Consider the following 19,518-nt stretch of genomic DNA (forward strand, 5'->3'; position numbering starts at 1 on the left):
ACCCGCCGACAATCTAGGAAGCGAATGCGGCGCTGACGAGATCAGGGACGCCCGGGCGATGACGATTTCGTCAACGAGATCCGGGTTTGCGGTGGAACGACATCCGTCTTTCCGGGGCCGGCCAAAGGCCCGAGCCGGGAAGCCATGAACACTGATGCTTGTCGACGAGACGCGTCGAACTGCGCCCTGGTGACGATGCCGTGTTCATGGCTTCCGGGCTCGCCGCTTCGCGGCGCCCCGGAATGACGGCGACAGCTCAGCCCGGTGCGCGCCAGTCATAGATCCAGGCATGGCGCCGGCGCATGCCGTCGGGTCCGAGGCGGCGCATGGCGAAGTCGCGCGCATAGCTCCAGGGCCGGCCGAGATGATAGGCCTCGCCGTTCTTGCGGCTGGCCTGCTGGACGCGCATGGCGCGCTCGCCGCGGGCCCGGGCGTAATCCGCCAGCGCCGCCGGCACCGCGCCCGTTCCCTCGCGCGCCAGCCGCGTGGCGAGCTCATGCGACAGCACCGCGGCGTCCTCGATCGCGAGGGCCGCGCCCTGGGCGAGGAAGGGCAGGATCGGGTGGGCGGCGTCGCCGAGCAGGGCGATGCGGCCTTTCGCCATAAGCGCGGGCGGCCGGTCGTAGAGCGACCAGATCCGCCAGTTCGGCGCGCGCCCGATCAGCTCGCGCAGGCCGGCGCCGGCGCTGGCCGCGAGCTCGTTCAACTGCGAGGCATCGCCCTCGCGCGACCAGCCGGGACGAGCCTCGGCCGCGGCACGCACGAGGACGAGGTTGATCTCGCTGCCGCTGGCGACGGGATAGTGCACGGCATGGCGGGCGCGGCCGAGATGCAGCGCGACGACCGGGCGGCGCAGCGCCTCCGGCAACCCTTCGGCGGGGATCAGCGAGCGCCAGGCCTCCCAGCCGGTGAAGCCGGGTTCGCGGACGTCGCCGATCAGGGAGCGGGCGCGCGACCAAAGCCCGTCGGCGCCGATCAGGGCCATCGCGTCGACCGTCTCGGTCTGGCCGCTCTCGCCTGCGAGGACGGCCGCGATGCCCGCCTCGGTCTCGTGCGCGTCGACGAGGCCGCGGCCGATCAGCCAGCGGATATTGGGCAGGGTCCTGGCCGAATCGAGCAGCAGCTGGTGGAGGTCGGCCCGCCTCAGCGAGCGCGAGGGCGTCGCGCCCTCAACCGGCGGGGCGAAGGGCATGGCGAGCAGGGGGGCGCCGCCGCGCCAATGGCCGATCTCCAGAGCCTCCGGCCGGATCGCGGTGCGGCGCAGGGCGAGGCCGAGATCGAGCGATTCGAGCACGCGCCCGGCATTGGGCGAGACCTGGATGCCGGCCCCGGCCTCGTCGAAGCGGGTGCGCTTCTCGGCGAGGATGACGGGGATGCCGCGGCGGGCGAGCGCGATCGCGGCGGTCAAGCCGCCGATGCCGGCGCCGGCGATCAGGATCGGGAGAGTGGTCACGATATCATGCCCCGCCGAGCCCAGCGCGCATTCCGTTCAGCCAATATCGGCTCAACGAAAGAGTTCGCGCAGGATCAATAAGTTGAGCATGCTCTCCTCGCAAAAGTGGTTCCGACTTTTGCGGAACATGCTCGCGGGATGTCCTCACGCCGCCTTGGCGGCAGCGTCGTGGTATTCGCACTCGGCCGGCTTGCAGTGGCCGTGGCCGAGCGAGGGCTCGTATTTGAACAGCGTCGAGCAATAGGGGCAGACGATCTCGTCGTCCGAGCCCATGTCGAGGAAGACATGCGGATGGTCGAAGGGCGGCTTGGCGCCGATGCACATGAACTCGCGCGCGCCGACATGGATGACGGCGACGCCGGGCTCGTTGTGGAAATGCGGGGTGCCGTGATCGGCTGCCATGAGTCTCGTCCTTGCGAATTCGGCGGCACCATAATGCCTCGCCGCGGGTCGCGCCAGCGCGCGCGAGGCGGATTTGGCGCTCTGCGGCGTCGCCGCCGCGGAACGACGGGAAGATCAGGGGCGGCGGGCGCAAGCGAGGCCGATCTCGCGGGCCCGCTCGGTCTCGGCGGGGCTCAGGGCATCGGCCAGCGCCTTGACCCAGAGATCGGCCTGCTTGAGCCCGTCCATCGAGCAGGAGCAGACCCGCTCGCAGATCTCCTTCGGCGTGCCGGTCCCGGTGCAGGAGCGCTGACAGGCGGCCAGGAACGGCGCGGCCTCGGCGTCGGGCAGCTTAGGGCCGGCCATCTGCCCGGTCGCCTGCATGAACAGGAACAGCGCGCCGATGAAGAGCGGCTGGTGGACGAGATAGACGAACAGGCTGTTGCGGCCGCCGAGGACGATGAGCCTGGCCGGGGCCGAGCCCGCCCGCCACCGTGCCCAGCCGCTCTCCCGCGCTGTCGGGAGAACGAGCCGGGCCAGCACCATGCCGGCGAGCACGCAGCCGAACCAGGGGAAGAGCGGGACGAAATCGGCGGTGAGCGGCCAGGGGCCGAAGCCGAGGAAGGCGAGCCAGTCCTGGGTGAACAGGTCGTGCCCCAGGATGAAGGGCAAAGCGAAGACGACCGCCGCGGCGATCGCGATCACGGCTGTCGGCAGGAACAGGAAGGGCAGGGCCAGCACGCTCGCCAGCGCGATATGGTGCAGGATGCCGAAGAAGATGAAGATGTCCGGCAGGGCGAACCAGGTCGCCGAGGTGACCAGGATCGCCGCGCAGGCGACCAGGGCGAGCCGGCGCAGATAGGCGCCGCGGTCGAAGCCCTTGCGCGTCGCCAGCACCAGGCTGAAGCCGACGATCACCAGGAAGGAGCCGGCGATCAGCCGGGCGAAGGCGCGCCAGGCGGGATCGGAGACGACATCGACCCGGATCAGCCGGAAATAGGAAAGATCATAGGCGAAATGGTAGACGAACATCGCGAGCAGCGCGATGCCGCGGCCGAGGTCGACCAGTTCGATACGGCCGCCGGCCGAAGGGTGCGCTTGCTCGCTCATGCGGTTCGTCATAAGCGGCGCGCGGCGCGGCGGAAAGGGGGCGCGGGCTTCTCCTGGGCCCTCATCCTTCGAGACGCGCCTGCGGGGCTCCCCAGAGTGAGGCCTCGATGGATTCGAGCCGCCTCTCTGCGCCGGCTGCGGCTACCCAAAGCCGCGCCGCCATGGCAGAGCTGCCGCGACACAACAGCCTGGCGGCAGGGCCGATGCAGACATTCGATTCCGACGGCGTGACCATCGCCTATCTCGACCTCGCCCCGACCGGCGCGGGCGGGGGCGATCCGATCCTGCTGATTCACGGCTTCGCCTCGAGCCATGCGGTGAACTGGGTCAACACGCAGTGGACGAAGACGCTGACCCATGCCGGGCGGCGCGTCGTGCTGTTCGACAATCGCGGCCATGGCCGCAGCCAGAAGCTCTACGACCCGCAGGCCTATCGCTCCACCGTCATGGCCGAGGATGCGCGCCGGCTGCTGGACCATCTCGGCATCGAGCGCGCCGACATCATGGGCTATTCGATGGGCGCGCGCATCTCGGCGCATCTGGCGCTCGCCCATCCCGGGCGCGTGCGCTCGCTCCTGCTCGGAGGCCTGGGCATCCATCTGGTCGAGGGCGTCGGCCTGCCGCTCGGCATCGCCGACGCGATGGAGGCGCCCTCGCTCGCCGACCTGACCGACCCGATGCAGCGCATGTTCCGCGCCTTCGCCGAGAGCACCGGCAGCGACCTCAGGGCCCTGGCCGCCTGCATCCGCGGCTCGCGCCAGACGCTGACGGCAGAGGAGGTCGGCCGCATCGCGGCGCCGACCCTGGTCAGCGTCGGGACCAGGGACGATGTCGCCGGCTCCGGCCCGGAGCTGGCGGCGCTGATCCCCGGCGCGGAGAGCTTCGCGATCGAGGGACGCGACCATAATCTCGCCGTCGGCGACCGCACGCACAAGCAGGCCGTGGTCGCGTTCCTGGAGCACCGGCCGTAGAACATCCTTCTCCATCTGGAGAATATTATTCTACAGCAATGGCTTGGGCGGATGCGCTCGCAGATTGATTCTTGTTCTTCGCGGCTTGATTCCGCTAGAAGGCGGGACCATGTGCTCCGGCACGATGCTTTCGTGGCAGGAATTGCCCGAGCGCCAACCGCAGCGGAGACCGCCATGCCACCCGGGCGCCCGATCATCGACATCCGCGACCCTGCGACCGGGCTCGACCGGCTCGACCCCGTATGGTCGCGCCTGCGCAACGAGGCGGAGCAGGCGATCGCGAGCGAGCCGGCGCTGGCGAGCTTCATCCTGGCGACGATCTCGAACCAGCCGAGCTTCGAGGCGGCGGTCGGTCACCGGATCGCGGCGCGCCTCGGCCATGGCGCCGTGCCGGCCGAATTGATCGCCCAGGCCTTCGACGAGGCGATCGCGGCCGATCCCGAGATCGGGCAGGGCATCCGCGCCGACGTCCTCGCCGTGCTCGACCGCGACCCCGCCTGCTACCGGCTGATCGAGCCGGTGCTCTATTTCAAGGGCTTCCACGCGCTGCAGACGCACCGCCTGGCGAACTGGCTGTGGCGGCAGGACCGGCGCGATTTCGCGCTCTATCTGCAGAGCCGCTCCTCCGAGGTGTTCCAGACCGACATCAACCCGGCGGCGACGATCGGCAAGGGCGTCTTCCTCGACCATGCCACGGGCCTCGTCGTCGGCGAGACCACGGTGATCGAGGACAATGTCTCGATGCTGCAGGACGTGACCCTGGGCGGCACGGGCAAGCAGGGCGGTGACCGCCATCCCAAGATCCGCAAGGGCGTGCTGATCGGCGCCGGCGCCAAGATCCTCGGCAATATCGAAGTGGGGCAATGCGCCCGCGTCGCGGCCGGCTCGGTCGTGCTCGCGGCGGTGCCGCGCAACACCACGGTTGCCGGCGTGCCGGCCAAGGTGGTGGGCGAGGCCGGCTGCGCCGAGCCCTCGCGCTCGATGGACCAGATCCTGGCGCGCGACTGCGGCGGCGGGATCTGAGGCCGTCCCGAAACTCTACTCCAGCGGACGTCTGACGGCGTTTTCTGCGCTTCCGGTGCTCACGGACCGATGTCCGCTGCGCTCCGGTTCTCGAAAACATCGCCAGCCGACTCGCTGGAGCGACTTTCGAGAAGGCCTCGGGAGCGCTTTCACGATGACGTCGGGCGCGCGGCCCCTCAGCTCTCGACGAGCTTCTTCTTGTGGTCGTCGAGATGGCCGAGATCGCGCTCGGGATCGAGCCGGTCGCGCACGCGCTGCTTGAGCTGCTTCACATCCGGGAAGCCGCCATCGGCGGTGCGGTCCCAGAGCAGCTCGCCATCATAGTGGATCTGGAAGATGCCGCCGGTGCGCGGGATCAGCACGACCTCGCCGAGATCCTGGCCGAAGGTCTGCAGCAGCTCCTGCGCCATCCAGGCGGAGCGGAGCAGCCAGTTGCACATGCTGCAATAGGTGATGGCGATGCGCGGGCCGGGCTTGGGTTGGCTCATGGGACATGTCCGTGACGTCGGAGGGAAGGCCGCTTCTAGATCACGCTGCATTTGGGCGGAATCGTCCAAATGCAGATACGTGATCGATGCTGAGAGTTTAGAGCATTCCTCGCTCGAGTTGGAGCGCGCGAACCGCCATCGCGAGGAGCGCAGTGCCGACGCCATCCGGCGGCAGCAGGGCTCTTTCCTCCCGGATTGCTTCGCTGCGCCCGCAATGACGGTGCAGCCCGGCCGAAAGCGCTCCGGGACCCAGTCGCCCGGTCGTGCCAGCCGGTCGCCGAGACGGCGGCAGGGGCTTGCGCTCGCACTGGTTGTGTCGTAGCGTAAATAATATCTTAATGCGTGTGGCGAGGGGGCGTCATGGGCAGCTTTTTTCGGGCAATGGGTTTGGCACTGGCTTGTCTGATCGGCTTCACGGCCGCCGCGGCGGCGCTGGACCGCAGGCGGCTGAACGAGGCGCGGCCGATCAGCGAGGCCGAGCTCGCCGAGATGCTGCAGGCGGCGAGCCGCGGCCGGCCCGGCATCGGCGCCTCGCGCCGGGATGCCGGCGACCTCGTCGTGATCGCCGGCGGCCGGGAGATGCGGTTCGGGCTGGCGTCCCTGTCGGCCCAGCTCAACGCCGAGCCCGACGCGCGGCACCGGCAGAAGGCCTTCGACAGCCTGCTGCAGAAGCTCGACCGACTCGCGGACGGCGGCGACCCGAACCGGCCCGGCCCGGCCGAGATCGCCCGCTTCCGCGATGCGCTGCTGCCGGTCCTCAAGAATCGTTCCTATGTCGAGGAGTTCTCGGCGCTGGCCCGCAAGCAGGGCGTGCCGGACGGCAAGCTGCTGCACCTGCCGCTCGCGGGCGACGTCATCGTCGTGCCGGCGCTCGACCTGCCGCGGATCACCCGTTTCGTCTCGGTCGGCGAGGGGCGGCGCTACGGCATGGACGACGCCGCGGTGTTCAAGGCGGCGCTGGCCAATCTCGAGCGACGCGCCAAGACCATCGCAATCCATGATTACGGCCTGATCCGCACCTTCAATTTCGAGCCGCCGGACTACAATGTCTCGTTGCTGCTGCTGCCGAACCCCTGGAAGGATGTTCCCGATCTGCCCAAGACCGTGGTGATCGCGATGCCGGGGCGCAGCGTGCTCGCCTTCGGCGACGGCGACGACCCCAAGGCCGTCGCCGCGCTGCGGGAGCTCGCCGCGACGAAAGACGATTATCCGGTCACCCGGTCGCTGTTCCGGCTCGGGCCCGGCGGGCTGCAGCCGTTTCGCTAGAGCATTCCTGGATCGAAGGGGCGCCGGCACGCGCGCCGACTGCACGGTCGAGCACGGGGCCGGAGCGCCTCGGCGGCCGGGAGATGGGCGGAGCCGCCCCGGAGGCGGGGCGCGCCGACGCAGGCGAGGCTGCCCGGCCGTCTCCGGCGCCGGCGCCCTCCAGCTTGCGCTTCGCGGCAAAACCCCCTAATGCGACCGCGTTTTTCCGGCCCCGCGCGGGCGTCGTCAGGAACAAGGTGTCATGGCCAAAGAGAAGTTTTCGCGGACGAAGCCGCACTGCAACATCGGTACGATTGGTCACGTTGACCATGGCAAGACGTCTTTGACGGCTGCGATCACGAAGGTTCTGGCTGAGTCTGGCGGCGCGTCGTTCACGGCGTATGACCAGATCGACAAGGCGCCGGAGGAGAAGGCGCGCGGGATCACGATCTCGACGGCGCATGTGGAGTACGAGACGCCGAAGCGTCACTATGCGCATGTCGACTGCCCCGGGCACGCGGACTATGTGAAGAACATGATCACGGGCGCGGCGCAGATGGACGGCGCGATCCTGGTCGTGTCGGCGGCGGACGGGCCGATGCCGCAGACGCGCGAGCACATCCTGCTGGCGCGCCAGGTCGGCGTTCCGGCGCTGGTGGTGTTCATGAACAAGGTCGACCTGGTCGACGATGCGGAGCTGCTCGAGCTGGTCGAGATGGAGATCCGCGAGCTTCTGTCGAAGTACGATTTCCCGGGCGACGACATCCCGATCACGAAGGGCTCGGCGAAGGCCGCGCTGGACGGCGTGACGCCGGAGATCGGGCATGACGCGGTGATCGCGCTGATGAAGACGGTCGACGACTACATTCCGCAGCCGGAGCGTCCGATCGACCAGCCGTTCCTGATGCCGGTCGAGGACGTGTTCTCGATTTCGGGCCGCGGCACGGTGGTGACGGGGCGCGTCGAGCGCGGGATCGTGAAGGTCGGCGAGGAGATCGAGATCGTCGGCATCCGCGACACGCAGAAGACGACGGTGACGGGCGTCGAGATGTTCCGCAAGCTGCTGGACCAGGGCCAGGCTGGCGACAACATCGGTGCGCTGCTGCGCGGCACGAAGCGCGAGGACGTGGAGCGCGGCCAGGTGCTGTGCAAGCCGGGCTCGGTGAAGCCGCACAAGAAGTTCAAGGCCGAGGCGTACATCCTGACGAAGGAGGAGGGCGGGCGCCACACGCCGTTCTTCACCAACTATCGTCCGCAGTTCTACTTCCGCACGACGGACGTGACCGGCGTGGTGCACCTGCCCGAGGGCACGGAGATGGTGATGCCGGGCGACAACATCGCCATGACGGTCGAGCTGATCACCCCGATCGCGATGGAAGAGAAGCTGCGCTTCGCCATCCGCGAAGGCGGCCGCACGGTTGGAGCAGGGGTTGTTGCTTCGATCATCGAGTGATCGAAGCGGCAACGACGTTCGCGGAAACCGCGAACTTTGCGGCGCCGGCGTCGTCGCGTCGATCATCGAGTAAGCTCCGGCTCTGCGACGAATACGGAAAGGGCGGCGGCAACGCCGCCCTTTTTCGTTTCCGAGACCCACAGGGTCGTGATTCCGGACAAACGGCGAAGCCGCGCAGCTCCGGAATCCATCGCAGAGCGCCGAGTCCTACGACGGATGCCGGCGCTTCGCTGCGCTCCGGCCGGAATGACGACGGAAGAGGGACTGGCGTCTCCGTGGCCGCCATGCGAGGCTCCTGTATCTTGCATACGGCCTGGAGACCCCCGATGAGCCCGCGCCATTCGCTCGCCGACAGGCTTCGCCGGCCCGGCCTCGTCGTCGCGCCCGGCTGCCATGACGCCATCGGCGCGCGGGCGATCGAGCAGGCCGGGTTCGAGGCGGTCTACATGACCGGCAACGGCCTCTCCGCCAGCCTGATCGGCGCGCCCGATATCGGACTCCTGACCATGACGGAGATGGTGGCGCGCGGCCGGGCGCTGGCCGCGGCGGTGACCGTGCCGCTGATCGCCGACGCCGACACCGGCTATGGCAATCTCAACAACGTCGCCCGCACCGTCGCCGAATACGAGGCCGCCGGCGTCGCCGCGATCCATCTCGAGGATCAGGTCACGCCCAAGCGCTGCGGCGCGATGAAGGGCCTGGCGCTGGTCACGCGCGAGGAGCACGCCGAGAAGATCCGGATCGCCGTTGCGAGCCGGCGCGACCCCGATTTCCTGATCATCGGCCGCTCGGATGCAAGGCTGCCGCTCGGCCTCGACGAGGCGATCGCGCGCGGCAGGGCCTATGCGCAGGCCGGCGCCGATCTCGTGCTGCTCGAGATGCTGCAATCCGAGGACGAGATGAAGCGGGCGCTGCGCGAGATCGAGGCGCCGCTGATGTTCAACTATGTCGAGGGCAGGGTGCCGCCGCTGACCGCCGAAGAGTTCGAGCGGTTCGGCTTCCGGGTGCTGAGCTACCCGGTCTCGTCGACGCTGGCCTATGCCCATATGATGACGGCCTTCGCGCGCGAGCTGAAGCGCTCGGGCACGACGCGGGCGCTGGAACCGGCGATGCTCGACCTGCCGAGCTACGAGGCCTTCCTGGGGCGGGAGCGCTATGCCTGATCTTCGGGTCGAGCAGCCGAAATCGCTGGTCGCGATCGTCGAGGACCGGCTGCGCGCGGCGATCGTCGACGCCGAGATGCGCTTCGGCGAGAGCCTGTCCGAGGAGGCGCTGAGCGAGGCGCTCGGGGTCAGCCGCACGCCGGTGCGCGAGGCGCTGGCGCGCCTGCAGCTGCAGGGGCTGGTGACGATCGTGCCGAAGAAGGGCACCTTCGTCTTCGCGCCGACCGAGGAGGATGTCGCCGAGCTCTGCGTCTTCCGCTTCATGCTGGAGACGCAGGCGCTGCGCGAATGCCTCGCCAGGGCGCGCGAGCCGGCGCTCGCCGCGATGAGGGAGGCGCTCGCCGCGATGGAGGCGGCGCAGGCCGGCGGCTCCCGCCGCGACTATGCCCGGGCTGATACCGGCTTCCACGAGGTCTTCTTCCGGCATTGCGGCAACCGCTATCTCGGCAATGCCTATCGCGGCGTCTCCGGCCGCGTCGCGGCGCTGCGCACGCATCTGTCGGTGCCGCTGGAGGGCGAGCAGGAGCGGTCCATGGCCGAGCACCGCCAGATGGTCGAGGCCTTCGCCGCCGGCCGCCTGGCCGATCTCGACGCGATCCTGCACCGGCACATCATGCGGGCAAGGGACGTCTATGCCGACGTGCTGCGGAGCGGCGCGGCACCGGGCTGAAGATAGCGATGCTGCCGGTTGAGGCTCATTCCCTTCCCCCCGCTTGCGGTGGGGAAGGGCTAGGGATGGGGGGCCGGAAAGCAGGGCTCGGGACTTCTTTCAGCGAAGCGCCGAGCGGCACTGCCCCCCACCCAACCCTCCCCACCGCAAGCGGGGGGAGGGCCGGCGCCCGGCACGAGCCATCGAACGTCCCTTCACGCGATTGCCCGCACCTGCCAAATCATCTTGCATACAGTGTCCCAGTGCTTATGCTCGCGTAAGGAGAGCCGATAACGGCCCATCGAACCTCGGGAGGAGGCGCATGAATATCGCCCTGAAGGCTGCCGCCCTGGCGCTCGCACTGGCCGCCGCGCCGGCCGCGGCGCAGGACAAGGTCAAGCTCGTCACCATCGCCGAGCTCTCGGGCCCCGGCGCCACTGCCGGCACCAACTGGAAGAGCGGCATCGAGCTCGCGGTCGAGGAGATCAACGCCAAGGGCGGCATCCTCGGGCGCAAGATCGACTTCGTCGCCTATGACACGCAGACGAACCCGGCCAATGCCCGCGCCGCCGTGCAGCGCGCGGTCGACGAGGGGACCCATGCGGTGCTCGGCCCGGTCTATACCGGCTCGATCATGGCCTCGATGCAGATCGCCCAGCGCGCGGGGATCGCCCAGCTCGCCGCCGGCGACGGCACGGCCTACACCGCCCAGGGCAACCCCTTCATCTTCCGGACCTCGCTCAGCCAGTCGGCGGCGATGCCGAAGATCGCCGCCTATCTCAAGGACGAGGTCAAGGCGAAGTCCGTCGCAGTGGTCTGGGTCAACAACGATTTCGGCAAGGGCGGGCACGAGGCGATCCTGAAGGAGCTGAAGAGCCGCGGCATCGCGGTGCCGGTCGACCTCTCGACCGAGCAGGGCCAGGCGGATTTCGCCGGCGAGGCGATCAAGGTGAAGAATGCCGAGGTCGACGCGGTCTTCGTCTATCTCAACGAGGAGGAGAGCGCCCGGCTGCTGGTGGCGATGCGCGACCAGAATGTCGGCAAGCCGGTGATCGGCGAGACCACGATCCTGAGCCAGAAGGTGATCGAGCTCGCCGGCAAGGCGGCCGAGGGCGTGCGCGGCCATGTCGGCCAGACCGTCGATGCGCCGATCCCCGCCCTTCAGGACTTCGGCAAGCGCTTCCAGGCCCGCTTCAAATTCGTGCCCGATCATAACGGCATCAAGGGCTACATGGCCGTCCATGCGGTGAAATGGGCGACGGAGAAGCTCGGCAGGTTCGAGCCGACCAAGATCGCCGCGACCCTGCACGGCGCGACGATCACGCCGGAGCAGGAGCCGGGCATCCTGATGGAGACGAGCTTCGACGAGAAGGGCGACGTCCAGCGCGAGAGCTTCCTGGCCGAGGTGGTCGACGGCAAGCAGAAGATCATCGGCCGCCTGCCGAAGTGAACGATAGACCGCCCCTGCGGCAGGGCGTGAACGGGCGGTGGCGACACCGCCCGTTTCGTTGCCCGCCTCATGCAGGCCGGCAGAGAGATCGGGTGCCTGCCCATGGCCGGATTCCTATGCTGAACTGACGGCAGGCGGCGCCGACGCGTCGGTGCCGCATCAGGGAGGACATGATGGGCTTCACGCCGCCATTCACCGGCATCCATGCGATCGCGTTCGCCCTGTTCGATGCGCAGGAGCGGCTCGACCGCGCGGCGATGCGGCGCCAGACGCAGATCTGCCTCGGCCTCGGCGTGCATGGGATCGCCGCGCTCGGCCTCGCCACCGAGGTTTCGAAGCTCAGCCTCGCCGAGCGCCTCACCGTGATGGAATGGGTGGCGGAGGACGTCGCCGGCAAGGCGCCGCTCGCCTTCACCATCTTCGGCGGCTCGGTCGCCGAGCAGGTCGAGCAGGTCAGGGCGGCCGAAGCCGCCCGGGCCGATTGGGTGATCCTGCAGCCGCCGATGGTCGGCGCCTTCGGCGCGGCCGAATACATCCGCTTCTTCGGCCGCATCGCCGAGGCGACCACGCTGCCGGTCGCGATCCAGAACGCGCCGGCCTATATGGGGCGCGGCCTCTCCGCCGGCGACATCGCCGAACTCGTCCGCCAGCATCCGAACATCTGCCTGATCAAGGGCGAAGGGCCGGCGACCGAGATCCGTCAGCTGCTCGAGGTCACGGAAGGCCGCCTGCCGGTGATGAACGGCCGCGGCGGGCTGGAGCTCGCCGACAATCTGCGCGCCGGCTGCGTCGGCTTCATCCTGGCGCCGGACACGATCGACTGGGCGCTGCGGGTCCATGAGCGCTTCCTCGCCGGCGACGAGGCCGGGGCGGAGGAGGCCTATCGCGCCGTGCTGCCGGCGATCGTCTTCATCATGCAGTCGATCGAGAGCCTGATCTGCTACGGCAAGCGCATCTTCGGCGCGCGGGCGGGACTCACGATCCACGATCGCGGGCCGGCACTGCGGCCGAGCACCTTCGGGCTCGACCTCGTCGCGAAATATGCCGAGACGCTCGGGCCTTATCGCGATCGGCTGACGAGTTGAGTCAACTTCGTGCGACGCCGTTGCGATTTCGACTTGAAAAGCCGGCGGGGTTCGGGCTAAGCAACCGGCGCTACAGGGGTGTAGCTCAGTTGGTAGAGTACCGGTCTCCAAAACCGGGTGTCGCAGGTTCGAGCCCTGCCGCCCCTGCCAGCCGTCCGTCCGATCCGCGATGACCCAGAACATCTACGACGACGCCGGCTTCTTCCAGAACTACAGCCAGTTGCCGCGCTCGCAGCGCGGGCTCGACGGCGCGCCGGAATGGCCGGCGCTGCGCGCGCTGCTGCCACCTCTCGCCGGCGCGGCGGTGCTCGATCTCGGCTGCGGCTTCGGCTGGTTCTGCCGCTTCGCCGCGGGCAAGGGCGCAGCCGACATCGTCGGCGTCGACGTCTCCGAGCGGATGCTGGCGCGGGCGACGGCGCAGACGGATGCGGCGGCAGTCCGCTACGAGCGCGCCGATCTCGAACGCTACGAACCGCCGTCCGGGCGCTTCGACCTGGTCTATTCCTCGCTCGCCTTCCACTATCTCGTCGATCTGCCGGCCGTGTTCGGCCGCGTCGCCCGGGCGCTGAAGCCGGGCGGGCGCTTCGTCTTTTCGGTCGAGCATCCGATCATGACGGCGCCGCGCCACCAGACCTGGTCCGAGGATGCCTCCGGCCTGCCGGTCTGGCCGGTCGGGGCCTATCTCGACGAGGGGCCGCGCGTCACCGACTGGCTGGCCGAGGGCGTGGTCAAGCAGCACCGGACGCTGGCGAGCTATCTCAATCTGCTGATCGGACTCGGCCTTCGCCTGCGGCATGTCGAGGAATGGGGGCCGACGCCCGGGCAGATCGCGGCCGAGCCGGACTGGGCGAGGGAGCGCGAGCGCCCGGCCTTCCTGCTGATCGCCGCCGAGCGGCCCTGAGGCGGCGAGTCGAAACCCCTTGGCGAGCGGGCATTCGCGTTGTAAGAAGCGCCCTAACGACGGCGCGCGGCTCCCTGGGCCCCGCGCCGCGAATCTTTCAGGACCGCCGAATCGCCGCGCTGCCGCGGCAATCCGGAACCGAGGTGACAAGCCCGATGGCGAAGACGAATCCCTTCCAGTTCCTGCAGGAGGTGCGCAGCGAAGCCGCCAAGGTGACCTGGCCCTCGCGCCGCGAGACGCTGATCACCACCGGGCTGGTGCTGCTGATGGTTCTGGTGTCGAGCCTGTTCTTCCTCTTCACCGACACGGTCATCCGCTGGGGTCTCGGCCTCATCCTCGGCGCACGTTGAACGAAGGCATCATCCGTGAGCACCCGCTGGTACATCGTCCACGCCTACTCCAACTTCGAGAACAAGGTCGCCCAGTCGATCAAGGACCAGGCGGCGCAGCGCCACCTCTCCGACAAGTTCGAGGAGGTGCTGGTGCCGACCGAGAAGGTCGTCGAGGTCCGCCGCGGCCGCAAGGTCGATACCGAGCGCAAGTTCTTTCCGGGCTATGTGCTGGTGAAGTGCGAGATGACCGACGAGGTCTACCACCTCATCAAGAACACGCCCAAGGTCACCGGCTTCCTCGGCGCCGACAAGGCGAAGCCCATGCCGATTCCCGAGCATGAGGCGATGCGGATCAAGGGCCAGGTCGCCGAGGGCATCGAGCGGCCGAAGCCGACGGTGGTGTTCGAGGTCGGCGAGCAGGTGAAGGTCGCCGACGGCCCCTTCGCCTCGTTCAACGGCGTCGTCGAGGACGTCGACCATGCCCGCGCCCGCCTCAAGGTCGCGGTCTCGATCTTCGGCCGCGCCACGCCGGTCGAGCTGGAATACGGCCAGGTCGAGAAGCTCTGAGGCCAGGACGGCGCAGGACCTTGCCGAGGGTGCCGGAGACGGCACCCTTTTTGCGCGATTCTCGTAGTTAACGCCTCCTTCAGGCGTGTATGGCACCATCCGCTCCGGCTATCGGCGCGGGTGGGCATGTTCCCCAGGACATTCAAGGCGACGGTCGGACAGCGCCTGGCGCTGTGGGGCGTGCTCCTCGGCGCGCTGTCCTGTCTTTATGTCGCGATCGAGCTGGTCGGCTGGCGCAAGCTTCACGGCTTCACGCAGGCGCTCGCGGTGCAGAGCGACCTCGCGAGCCGTCTCGAGGCGACGTCGCTCGCCTTCGAGCGCGTCAGCGACGCCATCTTTTCCGGCGGCAGGGCGGAGCCGTCCGACCTCGAGGTGATCGCGATCGCGGCCGAAGACATCGCCACGCAGCTGGACGAGCGGCTGCAGGCCGACGCGCTGGCGATCGCGGCGCGCGCCACGGCGATCCGGCTGACGCCGGATACGGCGACGGCGAGGGCCGAGCTCAGGGTGATCTTCGACAAGCGCTCGGCGCTGCGGCGCGGGCTGGGCCGGGAGATCGACCGGTTGAGCGCCCGGCTGGCGCAGCATGTCGAGAGCGCCCACCGGAACCGGCTGCTCCTGTCGCTGCTCGGCCTGTTCAGCCTGGTGGTCATCGTCACGCTCGAGCATCGCTGGCTGGTCCGCCCGATCACGGCCATGGCGCGAGCCCTGGCGGGCAGCAGCCCGGAGGAGCAGCGGCTGCTGAGCCTCGCGATGCGGCGCGACGAGATCGGCATGCTCGGCCGGGCGCTGCTCGCGCATCTGCACGGCCAGCAGGCCGAGCACGAGGCCGCCCGGACCCGGCTGGCCGCCCTCTCCGACGAGGTCGCGCGCCAGGAGGCGGCCCAGGCCAGGAACGCTACCTTCCAGGAGCGGATCGCCGCGATCGCCCAGGCGCTCGAGCAGCATGCGGCGCGGCTGTCGCAGGCCGCGGCGGCGTTCACGCAGCTCTCGGGGCTCGTCGACGAGCGGGCCGGTGCGGCGGCGCAGTCGACGCAGCGCGTCTCCGGGCATGTCGACCATGTCGCCAACGCCATCACCGAGGTTTCGGCGCTGCTCGCGACCGCGGCGAGCGAGGCGCAACGCACCTCCGAGATCGCCGACGCGGCCAAGGCGCTGGTCGACGAGGCGACGGCGGACACGGTCGTCCTGAGCGAGGCCGTCGGCAAGATCGTCCAGGTCATCGACATCATCGGGACAGTGGCCAGCCAGACCAATCTGCTCGCACTCAACGCCACGATCGAGGCGGCGCGGGCCGGCGAGGCGGGCAGGGGCTTCGCGGTGGTCGCGGGCGAGGTCAAGCAGCTGGCGCATCGCACGGCGGAGGCGACCGACGATGTCCGCCGCGGGCTCGACCAGATCACCGTCGCCGCCCAGCGCATCACCTTGCGGGTCGGCGCCCTGGTGGCCTCGGTCGAGAAGGTCGACAGCTCGGCGCTCTCCATCGCCGAATTGACCAAGCGCCAGGACATCGGCTCGCGCTCGATCAGCGAGACGACGACGCGGACGGCCGGCGACGACAGGCTGGTGGCGGAGCAGGTCGAGCAACTCGCCGGCACGCTGGAGAACTGGCGCCAGACGGCGGGCTCTGTCACGGCGGCCTCGGCCGATCTCGATCGCCAGGCGGCCGAGCTGCGCCAGGCCGTCGACGGCTTCATCGCACGCAGGGAGCCCGTGAGCGCATGAGCCTGGCGATCCCGGAGGCGAGGGGAGGCGCAGCGGTTCCGGCGGCGCTGCCCGTCCTGGCGCAAGTGCTGCACTGGCTGACCGCGGCGCTCGTGCTCGGCCTGTTCGTCAGCGGCGTGGTGATGACCCAGATCGGCGAGGGGCCGACCGCCGATCTCCTCTATCTCTGCCACAGGACGGCCGGCATCCTGCTGCTCGGCACCGTGCTGATCCGGATCGGCTATCGCCTGTCCGCGCATCTCGCCGGGCGCTGGCACAGGCAGGTGGCGAGCCGGGCGGTGCATGCGCTGCTCTATCTGGCATTGCTGGCGGTACCGCTGCTCGGCTGGGCCGGCTCCTCCGGCTTCGGAGCGCGGCGGCTGCTCCTGGGCCTGTCGTTGCCGCAGATCGGGCCGGAGGAGGCGGGGCTGGGCGACGCGCTGCTGACGGGCCATGCCTGGCTCGCCTTCGCGCTGGTGGCGCTCGTCGTCCTCCATATCGGCGTGGCGATCGGGGACTATCTGGCGCGCGACGCCAATGCGGAGGCCGGCCAGCCCTGACCGCGCCCTCCGGTCCGGCAATCGCGCCCGGGGCTTCCCTTTCGCATCGGCCTGTGCCATAGGGCGGCCCTCACATGCGTGGGAGGCGTGCCGGTCAGCCAGCCGGAGCTTCGCGCCGCACCACGCCCTGCAACACCCCGATCCGGAGCGAGAGTGGCTCACGGGCGGGGCGTCGTCGTTCCGGTCGGCACCGGGGCGGACGACAGGAGCAGCCATCATGGCGAAGAAGATCACGGGCTACGTGAAGCTTCAGGTTCCGGCGGGCGCGGCCAATCCGTCGCCGCCGATCGGTCCCGCGCTCGGTCAGCGCGGCCTCAACATCATGGAATTCTGCAAGGCCTTCAACGCGAAGACCGCGCAGATGGAGAAGGGCATGCCGATCCCGGTGATCATCACCGCGTATCAGGACCGCTCCTTCACCTTCGAGATGAAGCAGCCGCCGGTGTCGTACTTCCTGAAGAAGGCGGCCGGCCTGACCTCCGGCTCGAAGACCCCGGGCAAGGGCGGCAATGTCGGCAAGGTCACGACCGCCCAGCTCCAGGAGATCGCCGAGAAGAAGATGGCCGATCTCAACTGCGACAGCGTCGACTCGGCGGTGGCGATGATCCGTGGCTCGGCCCGCTCGATGGGCCTGGAAGTCGTGGGCTGAGGGGGAAACGACAATGGCACATGTCGGAAAGCGCGTCGTCAAGGCCCGTGAGGGCATCGAGCGCACCAAGCTCTACCCGCTCGCCGAGGCCGTCGCGCTGGTCAAGGCCCGCGCCAACGCCAAGTTCGACGAGACCGTCGAGATCGCGATGAATCTCGGCGTCGATCCGCGTCACGCCGACCAGATGGTCCGCGGCGTCTGCAACCTGCCGAACGGCTCGGGCCGCACGCTGCGCGTCGCCGTCTTCGCCCGCGGCGCCAAGGCCGAGGAGGCCAAGAAGGCCGGGGCCGACATCGTCGGCGCCGAGGACCTGGTCGAGACCGTGCAGAAGGGCGAGATCAATTTCGACCGCTGCATCGCGACGCCGGACATGATGGGCCTGGTCGGCCGCCTCGGTAAGGTGCTGGGCCCGCGCGGCCTGATGCCGAACCCGCGCGTCGGCACGGTCACCATGGACCTCACCGCCGCCGTCGCCGCCTCGAAGGGCGGCTCGGTCGAGTTCCGCGTCGAGAAGGCGGGCATCGTCCACGCCGCCGTCGGCAAGGCCTCGTTCGACGCCGACAAGCTCGGCGAGAACATCAAGGCCTTCGTCGATTCGGTCTCGAAGGCGAAGCCGGCGGGGGCCAAGGGCACCTATATCCAGCGCGTCGCGATCTCCTCGACCATGGGTCCGGGCGTCAAGATCGAGCCGAACACGGTCCTCGGCGGCTGACGGAGCCGGGCGGCCGCCTGATCGCGGCCGCAGCCCCGCCTTGCGCTTCGGCGCGAGGATTACCACTTGGCAGAAGCCGGGGGAGGGTTTATGAGCCTCCTCCGAGTTTCCATGAGTGACGGGGCTTCCGCGTGCTCGGCACGAGGAGGTCCCATTTCGCGTTTTTCGATGGCTCGCCATCGAAGAATGGGTGTCGCGGGCGAGGGGAGCGATCCCCGAAGGCCGGGCATCCAGTCCTGTCTGAGACTGCAGGTGCGCCTTCGGCTCCGGTCGGAGGGCATAATTTCGCCAAGAGGCCTGCATAGACGGTGCAAGAACTCTTCCGGTGCCGGAAGGCGCCGAACGAGGTTCGAACCATCTCGCCCGATCACGGCTTCGGCCATGGCAGGGGACAGGGCACTGAGCGTCGCTCCGGCGAGGGGTCGGTGTCAACCGGTCACTTCCGAGAGCGGCACGTGCAACCGGCGGCGGGTCTCACAACCTGTCGCCTACCGGAGAGAGCCCAGTGGATAGAGCGGCAAAATCTGATGCCGTCGCGACGCTGAACGACGTCTTCTCGAAGACGTCGGTCGTCGTCGTGGCCCACTATGCGGGCTTGACGGTGGCCCAGTTCCAGAAGCTTCGTCGCGAGATGAAGGCCAATGGCGCCACCGTGAAGGTCGCAAAGAACCGGCTGGCCAAGATCGCTCTTGAAGGCACCGACGTCGCGTCCATCAGCAAGCTGCTGACGGGTCCCACCCTGATCGCCTATTCCAGCGATCCGGTCGCGGCGCCGAAGGTCGCCACCGCCTTCGCCAAGGAGAACGACAAGCTCGTCATCCTCGGCGGCGCGATGGGCAAGACCGCCCTGAACCCCGATGGCGTCAAGGCCCTGGCCACGATGCCCTCGCTCGACGAACTGCGCGCCAAGCTGGTCGGCCTCATCCAGGCCCCGGCGACGAAGCTCGCGCAGCTCACGAACGCCCCGGCCGGAAAGCTGGCGCGCGTGGTCCAGGCCTACGCCGACAAGAGCGCTGCCTGAGCAGCCGTCACACCTCAATCGTTCGAACCTCTCATATCAGGAAGCTGAAAAATGGCCGATCTCGCCAAGCTCGTCGACGAACTCTCGTCGCTCACCGTTCTCGAGGCCGCTGACCTCGCCAAGATGCTCGAAGAGAAGTGGGGCGTCTCGGCGGCCGCCGCCGTCGCCGTGGCCGCCGGCCCGGCCGCTGGTGGCGCTGCCGCCGGCGCCGCCGCCGCCGAGGAGCAGACCGAGTTCACCGTTGTCCTGGCCTCGGCCGGCGACAAGAAGATCGAGGTGATCAAGGAAGTCCGCGCCATCACCGGCCTCGGCCTCAAGGAGGCCAAGGACCTGGTCGAGGCCGCTCCGAAGCCGGTCAAGGAAGCCGTCGCCAAGGACGAGGCCGAGAAGCTCAAGAAGCAGCTCGAGGCCGTCGGCGCGAAGGTCGAGCTCAAGTGAGCCGGGCCGGCTGATGCCGGTCCGTATCTAGTCGACAAGGACAGTCCCGGGGCGGCACGCCGCCTCCGGGGCTGTTGCGTCGTTTCCGGAATGCGGAGCGACGCATTGCAGGACCTGCTGCCGGTGCGGCGCAGGTCGATCCAGTTCGAACGTCGGCGCGCAT

21 protein-coding genes and 1 tRNA gene are annotated in these 19,518 nt (G+C 69.0%); 18 read left to right on the plus strand and 4 right to left on the minus strand.

Going from position 1 to position 19,518, the window contains the following annotated elements:
* Window positions 1-256: 256 nt before the first annotated feature.
* The 3 genes from CS1GBM4_RS00880 to CS1GBM4_RS00890 form a co-directional block, all read right to left on the minus strand.
* Entirely contained in the window at window positions 257-1,453 is a 1,197-nt protein-coding gene (locus CS1GBM4_RS00880; protein ID WP_244606993.1) for an FAD-dependent monooxygenase, read from the minus strand.
* A 144-nt stretch (window positions 1,454-1,597) separates the two neighbouring features.
* Window positions 1,598-1,855: a zinc-finger domain-containing protein gene (locus CS1GBM4_RS00885; protein WP_186416789.1), complete on the minus strand. Its 258-nt coding sequence runs from the start codon at window positions 1,853-1,855 to the stop codon at window positions 1,598-1,600.
* A 114-nt stretch (window positions 1,856-1,969) separates the two neighbouring features.
* The gene (locus CS1GBM4_RS00890; RefSeq protein WP_186416790.1) at window positions 1,970-2,944 is read right to left on the minus strand and encodes a heparan-alpha-glucosaminide N-acetyltransferase; all 975 of its coding nucleotides are present in this window, start codon (window positions 2,942-2,944) and stop codon (window positions 1,970-1,972) included.
* A 203-nt stretch (window positions 2,945-3,147) separates the two neighbouring features.
* Here CS1GBM4_RS00890 and CS1GBM4_RS00895 point away from each other — a divergent pair, with 203 nt between their 5' ends.
* Together CS1GBM4_RS00895 and cysE are read left to right on the plus strand one after the other, a co-directional pair.
* Window positions 3,148-3,915, plus strand: a complete 768-nt coding sequence (locus CS1GBM4_RS00895) for an alpha/beta hydrolase (protein ID WP_186416791.1) — start codon at window positions 3,148-3,150, stop codon at window positions 3,913-3,915.
* Window positions 3,916-4,089: 174 nt separating this feature from the next.
* On the plus strand, window positions 4,090-4,938 hold the full coding sequence (cysE, locus tag CS1GBM4_RS00900; protein ID WP_186416792.1) for a serine O-acetyltransferase: 849 nt from the start codon (window positions 4,090-4,092) through the stop codon (window positions 4,936-4,938).
* A gap of 176 nt (window positions 4,939-5,114) precedes the next feature.
* On the opposite strand, the gene CS1GBM4_RS00905 is transcribed toward cysE, so the two are convergent.
* Window positions 5,115-5,426, minus strand: coding sequence for a SelT/SelW/SelH family protein (locus CS1GBM4_RS00905; RefSeq protein WP_186416793.1), 312 nt, complete (start codon window positions 5,424-5,426; stop codon window positions 5,115-5,117).
* A gap of 387 nt (window positions 5,427-5,813) precedes the next feature.
* Between CS1GBM4_RS00905 and CS1GBM4_RS00910 the strand changes: the two genes are divergently transcribed.
* The 16 genes from CS1GBM4_RS00910 (at window position 5,814) to rplL (ending at window position 19,355) form a co-directional block, all read left to right on the plus strand.
* A complete protein-coding gene (locus CS1GBM4_RS00910; protein ID WP_186416794.1) occupies window positions 5,814-6,692 on the plus strand; it encodes a hypothetical protein in 879 nt (292 codons plus the stop codon).
* A 241-nt stretch (window positions 6,693-6,933) separates the two neighbouring features.
* Window positions 6,934-8,124 (plus strand): elongation factor Tu, encoded by a 1,191-nt coding sequence (gene tuf / locus CS1GBM4_RS00915; protein WP_186416795.1) that lies wholly within the window; start codon window positions 6,934-6,936, stop codon window positions 8,122-8,124.
* 326 nt (window positions 8,125-8,450) lie between these two features.
* On the plus strand, window positions 8,451-9,287 hold the full coding sequence (locus CS1GBM4_RS00920) for an isocitrate lyase/PEP mutase family protein (RefSeq protein WP_186416796.1): 837 nt from the start codon (window positions 8,451-8,453) through the stop codon (window positions 9,285-9,287).
* Entirely contained in the window at window positions 9,280-9,957 is a 678-nt protein-coding gene (locus tag CS1GBM4_RS00925) for a GntR family transcriptional regulator (protein ID WP_186416797.1), read from the plus strand. The genes CS1GBM4_RS00920 and CS1GBM4_RS00925 overlap by 8 nt, the downstream gene beginning before the upstream one ends.
* Before the next feature lie 301 nt (window positions 9,958-10,258).
* Complete coding sequence (locus tag CS1GBM4_RS00930; protein WP_186416798.1) at window positions 10,259-11,386, plus strand: ABC transporter substrate-binding protein; 1,128 nt, start codon at window positions 10,259-10,261, stop codon at window positions 11,384-11,386.
* A 173-nt stretch (window positions 11,387-11,559) separates the two neighbouring features.
* A complete protein-coding gene (locus CS1GBM4_RS00935) occupies window positions 11,560-12,471 on the plus strand; it encodes a dihydrodipicolinate synthase family protein (protein ID WP_186416799.1) in 912 nt (303 codons plus the stop codon).
* Between the two features lie 74 nt (window positions 12,472-12,545).
* Window positions 12,546-12,621, plus strand: a tRNA-Trp gene (locus CS1GBM4_RS00940).
* A 19-nt stretch (window positions 12,622-12,640) separates the two neighbouring features.
* The gene (locus tag CS1GBM4_RS00945) at window positions 12,641-13,372 is read left to right on the plus strand and encodes a class I SAM-dependent methyltransferase (protein WP_186416800.1); all 732 of its coding nucleotides are present in this window, start codon (window positions 12,641-12,643) and stop codon (window positions 13,370-13,372) included.
* A 155-nt stretch (window positions 13,373-13,527) separates the two neighbouring features.
* Window positions 13,528-13,722: a preprotein translocase subunit SecE gene (gene secE / locus CS1GBM4_RS00950; RefSeq protein WP_186416801.1), complete on the plus strand. Its 195-nt coding sequence runs from the start codon at window positions 13,528-13,530 to the stop codon at window positions 13,720-13,722.
* Window positions 13,723-13,737: 15 nt separating this feature from the next.
* Window positions 13,738-14,271 carry a transcription termination/antitermination protein NusG gene (nusG, locus tag CS1GBM4_RS00955; RefSeq protein WP_186416802.1) on the plus strand — a complete coding sequence of 178 codons (534 nt, stop codon included), beginning with the start codon at window positions 13,738-13,740 and terminating at the stop codon, window positions 14,269-14,271.
* Window positions 14,272-14,397: 126 nt separating this feature from the next.
* Window positions 14,398-15,996 carry a methyl-accepting chemotaxis protein gene (locus tag CS1GBM4_RS00960; protein ID WP_186416803.1) on the plus strand — a complete coding sequence of 533 codons (1,599 nt, stop codon included), beginning with the start codon at window positions 14,398-14,400 and terminating at the stop codon, window positions 15,994-15,996.
* On the plus strand, window positions 15,993-16,535 hold the full coding sequence (locus CS1GBM4_RS00965; RefSeq protein WP_186416804.1) for a cytochrome b/b6 domain-containing protein: 543 nt from the start codon (window positions 15,993-15,995) through the stop codon (window positions 16,533-16,535). Before CS1GBM4_RS00960 ends, CS1GBM4_RS00965 begins: the two co-directional genes overlap by 4 nt.
* A gap of 217 nt (window positions 16,536-16,752) precedes the next feature.
* Window positions 16,753-17,184, plus strand: coding sequence for a 50S ribosomal protein L11 (gene rplK / locus CS1GBM4_RS00970; protein ID WP_186416805.1), 432 nt, complete (start codon window positions 16,753-16,755; stop codon window positions 17,182-17,184).
* A 13-nt stretch (window positions 17,185-17,197) separates the two neighbouring features.
* The gene (gene rplA / locus CS1GBM4_RS00975; protein ID WP_186416806.1) at window positions 17,198-17,896 is read left to right on the plus strand and encodes a 50S ribosomal protein L1; all 699 of its coding nucleotides are present in this window, start codon (window positions 17,198-17,200) and stop codon (window positions 17,894-17,896) included.
* Between the two features lie 505 nt (window positions 17,897-18,401).
* Window positions 18,402-18,917 (plus strand): 50S ribosomal protein L10, encoded by a 516-nt coding sequence (rplJ, locus tag CS1GBM4_RS00980; RefSeq protein ID WP_186416807.1) that lies wholly within the window; start codon window positions 18,402-18,404, stop codon window positions 18,915-18,917.
* Between the two features lie 51 nt (window positions 18,918-18,968).
* On the plus strand, window positions 18,969-19,355 hold the full coding sequence (rplL, locus tag CS1GBM4_RS00985) for a 50S ribosomal protein L7/L12 (protein ID WP_186416808.1): 387 nt from the start codon (window positions 18,969-18,971) through the stop codon (window positions 19,353-19,355).
* Window positions 19,356-19,518: the final 163 nt, after the last annotated feature.

Origin of the sequence: Allobosea sp. CS1GBMeth4, from assembly GCF_900185715.1 — a bacterium.
GTDB lineage: Bacteria > Pseudomonadota > Alphaproteobacteria > Rhizobiales > Beijerinckiaceae > Allobosea.